Raw genomic sequence first — 837 nt, 5'->3', positions numbered from 1 at the left:
GGCTCTATAATTTCTGTAGTGGGTAGAATTCCCACCAGAAGTTCTAGATCCTCTTTATTTAAAGAGGATCAGGCTTTTTGTTAAAAATTTAGATGGTAGTCCATTGCTTCACATTAGCTACTTGCTTAGCATCTTCGGCAATCGTTTTCAAATCGTGATTACCAGAATTAGGAATTACATATTCTTTACCAAGATAAACCGCTCCTAGCCAACGCATAGCATTGTTGAGCCAATCTTTTTGGGTCGTGATACGGATAACATCACCCGTAAAGACCTTGATATCACTCTTAATATCCGCAATAGTTCGCTGGGCCTCAGCCTTATTTGAAGGAAGGCTAAAGTCTCCTTGAAGTTTTTCCCGAAGGGAATCGTAAGCTTTATTCCCCAAATAAGCTACGGATGGAATATAAAGCGGGGCAGCGTTATAGACAATTGTTTTGGCAACATTCTTTTTCAGGGCTACCCGCTGAGCGACATTCCCACCCAAGGAATGACCAGTAATAACAATGTTCCCAGCTCCATACTGGCCAGCAATCTTGTCATAAAAATCATAAGCTGGCTGGTAATGTTGCCCACGTGCTAAACCAATCCCAATTAAATCGGCTCCCATGGCATCTTGCAATTCATTACCATCATTATTAGTAGCTGTATAAGCGATAATAACCTTGTTGCTGGCTTTATCTCGAAAGGCAGTCCCACTGGTTCCTGTTTGATGATCATAGAAATCACTGAGGTAAGTCAGATTATTGGGAACGACGCGCCCAGCCTTTTGAATTTCCGCTAAAATAGTGACATCGGTAGCGCCTCTGAGACGAGCCTTTTCAAACTCAAGTGTCA

General features: G+C 42.2%; 1 protein-coding gene. It reads right to left on the bottom strand.

Annotation, left to right across the window (positions count from 1 at the left end; translation table 11 throughout):
* Positions 1–88 precede the first annotated feature (88 nt).
* Positions 89–837: alpha/beta hydrolase (locus SCSH_RS10790; RefSeq protein WP_193743708.1), on the bottom strand; the 749-nt coding region annotated here is incomplete at its 5' end.

Origin of the sequence: Streptococcus orisasini (assembly GCF_001431045.1) — a bacterium.
Lineage (GTDB): Bacteria > Bacillota > Bacilli > Lactobacillales > Streptococcaceae > Streptococcus > Streptococcus orisasini.
The sequence above is the reverse complement of the archived record's forward strand: the minus strand, read 5'-3'. Positions and strand labels throughout refer to the sequence as shown.